The 5885-nt window shown below is 70.9% G+C and carries 4 protein-coding genes and 2 pseudogenes; 4 read left to right on the plus strand and 2 right to left on the minus strand.

All coding sequences use genetic code 11. The features are described 5' to 3' along the window. The 4 genes and pseudogenes from GTW43_RS33730 to GTW43_RS33745 form a co-directional block, all read left to right on the plus strand. Positions 1-668: pseudogene (locus GTW43_RS33730) on the plus strand (hypothetical protein); the annotation flags it as partial. 210 nt (positions 669-878) lie between these two features. Next, complete coding sequence (locus tag GTW43_RS33735; protein ID WP_161305779.1) at positions 879-1670, plus strand: endonuclease; 792 nt, start codon at positions 879-881, stop codon at positions 1668-1670. A 378-nt stretch (positions 1671-2048) separates the two neighbouring features. Further along, on the plus strand, positions 2049-2702 hold the full coding sequence (locus GTW43_RS33740) for a hypothetical protein (protein WP_161305780.1): 654 nt from the start codon (positions 2049-2051) through the stop codon (positions 2700-2702). Between the two features lie 25 nt (positions 2703-2727). Then, positions 2728-2979 (plus strand): annotated as a pseudogene (locus tag GTW43_RS33745) (RNase A-like domain-containing protein). Between the two features lie 289 nt (positions 2980-3268). Here the strand turns inward: GTW43_RS33745 and GTW43_RS33750 are convergent. Both GTW43_RS33750 and GTW43_RS33755 read right to left on the minus strand, forming a co-directional pair. Next, positions 3269-4090, minus strand: coding sequence for a nitrilase-related carbon-nitrogen hydrolase (locus GTW43_RS33750; protein WP_161305781.1), 822 nt, complete (start codon positions 4088-4090; stop codon positions 3269-3271). A gap of 16 nt (positions 4091-4106) precedes the next feature. Beyond that, positions 4107-5780, minus strand: a complete 1674-nt coding sequence (locus GTW43_RS33755) for a thiamine pyrophosphate-binding protein (RefSeq protein WP_161305782.1) — start codon at positions 5778-5780, stop codon at positions 4107-4109. Positions 5781-5885 lie beyond the last annotated feature (105 nt).

A 5885-nucleotide genomic window follows, 5' to 3' on the forward strand; every position in this document is an offset into this window, starting at 1 on the left:
GGGGCGGCTTCCCGGGCGGCGGCGAGATGCCGGGCGGCTCCGGAGGGGAGATGCCGGGCGGGGCCGCGGGCCAGATGCCGGGCGGCGCCGGAGGGGAGATGCCGGGGGGCGGCGAGATGCCGGGCGGTTCCTCGGCCGAGGGCGGCTCCTCCGGCGAAGGCCGTGGCTCGGGCGGCGACCGCACGGAAGGCGGCATGGGCAGAGGCATGGCCATGGGCGGAGGCATGGGCGGAGGCATGGGCATGGGCGGCGGTGTGAGCACCGAGCTCACCGCCTACCTGAAGAAGCACCGGGACGGCGCCACCTGGCTGCTCGCGGTGCCCAACTCGCAGAGCGCGGCCCAGCTCATCGTCTCCTCCGGGCAGCCGGTCATCTCGATGTGGGGCTGGTCGGGTTCGGACAAGGCGATGACGCTCGCCAAGCTCAAGGATCTGGTGAAGAAGGGCGAGCTCCACTACATCCAGCTCGGCGGCATGATGGGCGGCGGCGGCCCGGGGCGGTCCGGCGACGGGGCCGACGTCAGCTCCGAGGTCACGGCCTGGGTGAAGAAGCACGGCACGAAGGTCAAGTCGACCGAATACAGCAAGAGTTCGAGCAGCAAGGACTCCACTGCGGCGTCGTCGACGAACTCCGACTCCCTCTACCGCCTGGACGCGTCGGACCTCTGACGCTCCCTCCGCCACGCGCGCGACCTGCCGTCCCGGACGCTCCACCGCCCGGGACGGCAGCCGCACGAAGGGATCAACCCCTCCCCCAGAGGGGCGAGTTGCGCCCACCCGTCACACAATCGACGCACCGCATTCACCCATTCCCTACGTGTCCATGTCACGCTCCCGGTTGACCCCACTCAACCCGCGTAGAACGGACGGACACCCCACATGCCCGGAACGCGCATACGCACACTCGCCCTCGCGGCAGCCGCCGCACTCGCCGCGGTCACCCTGCCGACGGCGACCGCGGGCACCGCCACCGCGGCCTCGGCGTACGACGACACGTACTACCAGGACGCCCTCGGCAAGAGCGGCACGGAACTCAAGAGCGCCCTGCACACGATCATCAGCGACCAGACCAAGGTCTCGTACGACGGCGTCTGGGACGCGCTCAAGTCCACCGACGAGGACCCCGCGAACAGCAGCAACGTGATCCTGCTCTACAGCGGCACCTCCCGCGCCAAGTCCGCCAACGGCGGCGACACCGGCGACTGGAACCGCGAGCACGTCTGGGCCAAGTCCCACGGCGACTTCGGCACCGCGACGGGCCCCGGCACCGACCTGCACCACCTGCGCCCCGAGGACGTCACCGTCAACTCGGTCCGCGGCAACAAGGACTTCGACGAGGGCGGCACCGAGGTCGCGAACGGCGGCGGCAGCCGCACCGACTCCGACTCCTTCGAACCGCGCGACGCCGTCAAGGGCGACGTGGCCCGCATGATCCTCTACATGGCCGTGCGCTACGAGGGCGACGACTCCTTCGCCGACCTCGAGCCCAACGACTCGGTGGACAACGGCAGCGCCCCCAACATCGGCAAGCTCTCGGTCCTGAAGAAGTGGAACGACGAGGACCCGCCGGACGCCTTCGAGGAAAACCGCAACGAGGTCATCTACACGACCTACCAGCACAACCGGAACCCGTTCATCGACCACCCGGAGTGGGTCGACTCGATCTGGTGACCGACACCGCCCCGGGCTCCCTCCCCACCGCACATGAGCCCGGGGCGCGTCCGGCCTCACTCTCGGAGGCCGACACCGGCGGCCGAACGCCGCCCATCGGGCTCATGAGTCCATGCGCGCCCCACCGCCGAGCGGCACGTCAAAAGCAAGCGTGTCGGCCTGCCGCGGCCCCGTGCTGCCCACCGACTCGACTTCCGTGCCAGGAAATCCTTGCAATACGATCGAAATAGCCTCAGTGCTCAGGGCAAGGACGCCCACGGAGTCAACGTCGTCCTGCGATACAAGAGAGGCATTGACCCACCGTTCATTGTGCTGACGTCCATGCCCACTGAATGAGAACGAGAAGGCAACCCCGATCAGGGAAGGAACGCCCGCCTCGTGACGACCTACACCGCCGCTGTTTTTGAGAACGGCATGGTGGCCAGGCTTCTCGACTCACTTGTAGCGGCCGGCAGCCCCGCTCCGAACAGTCACGCCCAAGATGAGATCGACCGTGTGAACCGAGTGCTGTGCAGCAACGCGTCCGTGGCAGCCGCCCTGCCGAACGCAACACTGACCGCGCTTCTCGACCTGCTCTCCGAAGGGCTCGGCGACCCCACCGTCCGTCGCCCTCCGGCAGGCTTCCTGCGCCGGCTCGAAGAGGTAGCAGGCCAGACACCGCTGCCCGACTTCCTTGAGGCCACCGCTTCGGCCCTGCGGGCCTCCCAACGACGAGGCATCCGTGCTCTGGACGACCTCCCCCTGTCCGTATGGGAGGCGAAGTTGCGATTCTCCCAGCTCGAATCCTTCTCCTGGTGGGTCGAAGGAGACGAATACGACACCTTCGAAGAAGGTGTCGTCGCAGGGATCGGGAGCGAGCATCCGTACGGCTGTGCAGACCGGCTACCGCCGCTGATCAGTGAGTGCCACGCTGCCCGGCTGCTCGACAAAGGGTCTATCGCCTCGTTGCACGCAGTTGTTCCGTGGGCGACACCCCCCGTGCTCGTCGAGATTCTGCGCCTCGCATCGGCGCACCTGCTGGAAGCTCATTGATCCCAGAGAGAGCCAGAGATCGCTCATGACGACGCAGCCGAACCGTTCTGCGACCTACCCCGACCGCTAAACCGCCCAGTGGGCGACCCAGCAGGTCGTGACCGAGAACGAGCAGGTGATCCATCGTTGGCTCGCGCAGTCCACCCGGCCTCGCCTTACCATCGAGGCCGCTTGGCCGTCCCGGGCCGATCCGGTCGGACGGGTTCTGCGACAGGCGATGAACGGTTCCAGCCCGCACGGCTTCGTCGTGCACACCAGCTTCCCGATCTACATCTAGGAATACGCCCGCAACTCGCCCGGCCGTCTACATCTCCGGCTCGGCGAGTTCTATCCGGTGCCCGATGTCGGGCCGGCCGAGTCCGGTGTCCAGGACTGGCTGTTCGTCATCGCTGATCACATCAGGCGCAGCGTCGAGCAAGGTGCGGTACCGCCACCGTCGACGCCCGTGACCCGGTGGGAATGGCGGGCGCGCTTCCCGGAGGTGGCACAGCCGCTGGGCGGCTGGTTCTCTCAGGACATGCCGGGCCCCGGTCTGTGGGTGACGGCTGACCGGCGGTATGGCGCGGCTAGCCGTACAGCTCCGGCCTGCGGTCCCCGAAGACGTCGTTGTGTTCGCCGAGTTTCTTGTCCCGGGCCCGGGGCAGGTCGCACGGGGCCAGGAGCAGGGTGGGGCCGTCGGTCGGGGTCGCGCCCGCGAGGGGGAAGCCGTCGGGGTCCGTGATGATCGAGCCGCCGGTCCAGCGGACGCCGCGTTCGGTGCCGGTGCGGTCGCAGGCCGCGACGTACATGCGGTTGACGGCGGCGTCGGCCTGGACGCGGACCGCCTCGGCGGGGCGTTCGCCCTCGGGGCGGGGGAAGAGCGGCCAGTTGACCGGGGCGCAGAGCAGGTCGGCGCCGGCGAGGGCCGCGAGGCGGACCCATTCGGGGAACTCGAGGTCGTAGCAGACCATGGTGCCGATGCGGCCGAGGCCCTCGATGTCGACGACCGGGGGGCGTTCGTCGCCGGGGACGAAGAAGTCCTTCTCGGTGCCGAAGAGATGGGCCTTGCGGTACACGGCACGGACGGTGCCGGTGGGGTCGACGATCACCGCCGCGTTGCGGACCAGGCCCGACGCGTCGAGTTCGCAGAGGCCTGCCACCAGGGTCACGCCGTGGCGGCGGGCGGCCGCGGACCAGGCCGTGACCGTCGGGCCGTCGACCGGTTCGGCCAGGGCGCGGGCCTCGGCCGGGGTCTCGAACACGTAGCCGCTGTTGGTGAGTTCGGGAAGGACGACGACGCGGGCGCCCGCGTGCGCCGCCGCCTCGATCGCTTCCTCGGCGGCGGCGAGATTTCCCGCCACGTCCCCCACGCGGAGGTCGAGCTGGGCGCAGGCAACAGTCGTCGTCATCTCGGTGCTCTCCTCGTCATCCCAGGTGCGTCGGGGCGAACATACGGAGCAGGGCCGGCAGGACCACGACCTGCGGGCCCGGCGCGGCGAGGGCCTTCGCCAGGTCGTCGCGGAGCGTCTCGGGGCTCGTCCGGACGGCCGGGACGCCGAAGGACTCGGCGAGGGCCACGTAGTCGGGCCGGCTCAGTTCGGTGGCGGTGGCCTCGCCGAAGGCGTCGGTCATGTACTCGCGCAGGATGCCGTACCCGCCGTCGTCGACGATCAGCCAGGTGACGTCGAGGTCGTGCTGGCGGGCGGTGGCCAGCTCGGCGATCGAGTACAGGGCGCCGCCGTCGCCGGAGACCGCGAGGACGGGCCGAGTCGGGTCGGCGGCGGCCGCACCGAGGGCGGCGGGGAATCCGTAGCCGAGGCCGCCGGCACCCTGCGCGGAGTGCATCGCTCCGGGCCACGCTGACCAGGCCCAGTAGGCCAGGATCGTCATGTCCCAGAAGGAGGGCGAGCCGGTGGGCAGCGCGTCGCGGACCGAGGCCAGGACCTGCTGCTCCAGGGTGAGGTCCTGGGCGTCGATCCGGTCGCGTACGGCCTTCAGGACGGCGGCCACCCGGGCCGGCGCCTCGGGGTCGGTGCGCTCGGCGACCGTCTCCACGAGGGCCTGGAGGGCGAGCCGGGCGTCGGCGTGGATGCCGAGCGCGGGGTGGTTGGACTCCAGCTTGCCCGCGTCGGCCTCGATCTGGACGACACGGCCGCGCGGGACGAACGTGTGGTAGTTCGAGGAGAGTTCCCCGAGTCCGGAGCCGACGACGAGCAGCACGTCGGCGTCCTCGAGGAGGTCGGTCGTGTGCCGGTCCTCCATCCAGGACTGGAGGGACAGCGGGTGCTCCCACGGGAAGGCGCCCTTGCCGCCGAAGGTGGTGACGACGGGCGCGTCGATCCGCTCGGCGAGCGCGCGCAGCTTGCCCGCGGCGTCGGCCCGGACGACTCCGCCGCCCGCGATGATCACCGGGCGTTCCGCCCGCGCGAGGAGGTCGGCGGCGACGGCGGTGAGCTCGGGGCGGGGCACGAGGTCGCGGGGCGTGGCGTCCATCGCGGTGACGACGGGGAGGGTCGTCTCCGCGAGGAGCACGTCCTGCGGGATCTCGACCCAGACGGGGCCGTGCGGTGCGGTCAGCGCCGACTCCCAGGCCGCGGCGATCGCCGAGGGGATCTGGGAGGCGGTGCGGACGGTGTGGACGGACTTGACGACGTCCCGGAAGGAGGCCTGCTGATCGCGCAGCTCGTGCAGATACCCGTGGCGTCCGCCGCCGAGCCCGGCGACGGGGATCTGGCTGCCGATGGCGAGCACGGGCGCGGACGCGGCGGCCGCCTCCTGGAGCGCGGCGAGCGACATGAGTGCGCCGGGGCCGGTGGACAGCAGCAGGGGGGCGACCTCGCCGGTGATCCGGCCGTACGCGTCGGCGGCGAAGCCCGCGTTGTTCTCGACGCGGAGCCCGACGTAGCGCAGGTCGGAGCGGCGCAGCGCGTCGAACATGCCGAGGGCGTGCTGTCCGGGCAGGCCGAACACGGTGGACGCGCCGAGCCCGTGCAGGGTCTCGACGACGAGGTCGCCGCCGGTGCGTCCCGCGGGTGGGTTGAGCGCGGCCTCGGTCTGTGCGGCGGTGGGCGTCAGTTCCAGGTCGTGGTCGTGCGTCATGCGGTTCCGCCTCCGCGGGGTTCGGGTGTGCGCCGGATCGCCGTAGGTGGGGTCGGTCGTGTCGCGACTGCGGGCCGGTGGGGGCTGGTCGCGCAGTTCCCCGCG

The organism is Streptomyces sp. SID5785, assembly GCF_009870065.1.
Classification (GTDB): Bacteria; Actinomycetota; Actinomycetes; order Streptomycetales; family Streptomycetaceae; genus Streptomyces.

Coding starts and splice junctions, on each gene's coding strand:
- GTW43_RS33750 (WP_161305781.1), bottom strand. CDS start 4,090: ATGACGACGACTGTTGCCTGCGCCCAGCTCGACCTCCGCGTGGGGGAC.
- GTW43_RS33755 (WP_161305782.1), bottom strand. CDS start 5,780: ATGACGCACGACCACGACCTGGAACTGACGCCCACCGCCGCACAGACC.
- GTW43_RS33735 (WP_161305779.1), top strand. CDS start 879: ATGCCCGGAACGCGCATACGCACACTCGCCCTCGCGGCAGCCGCCGCA.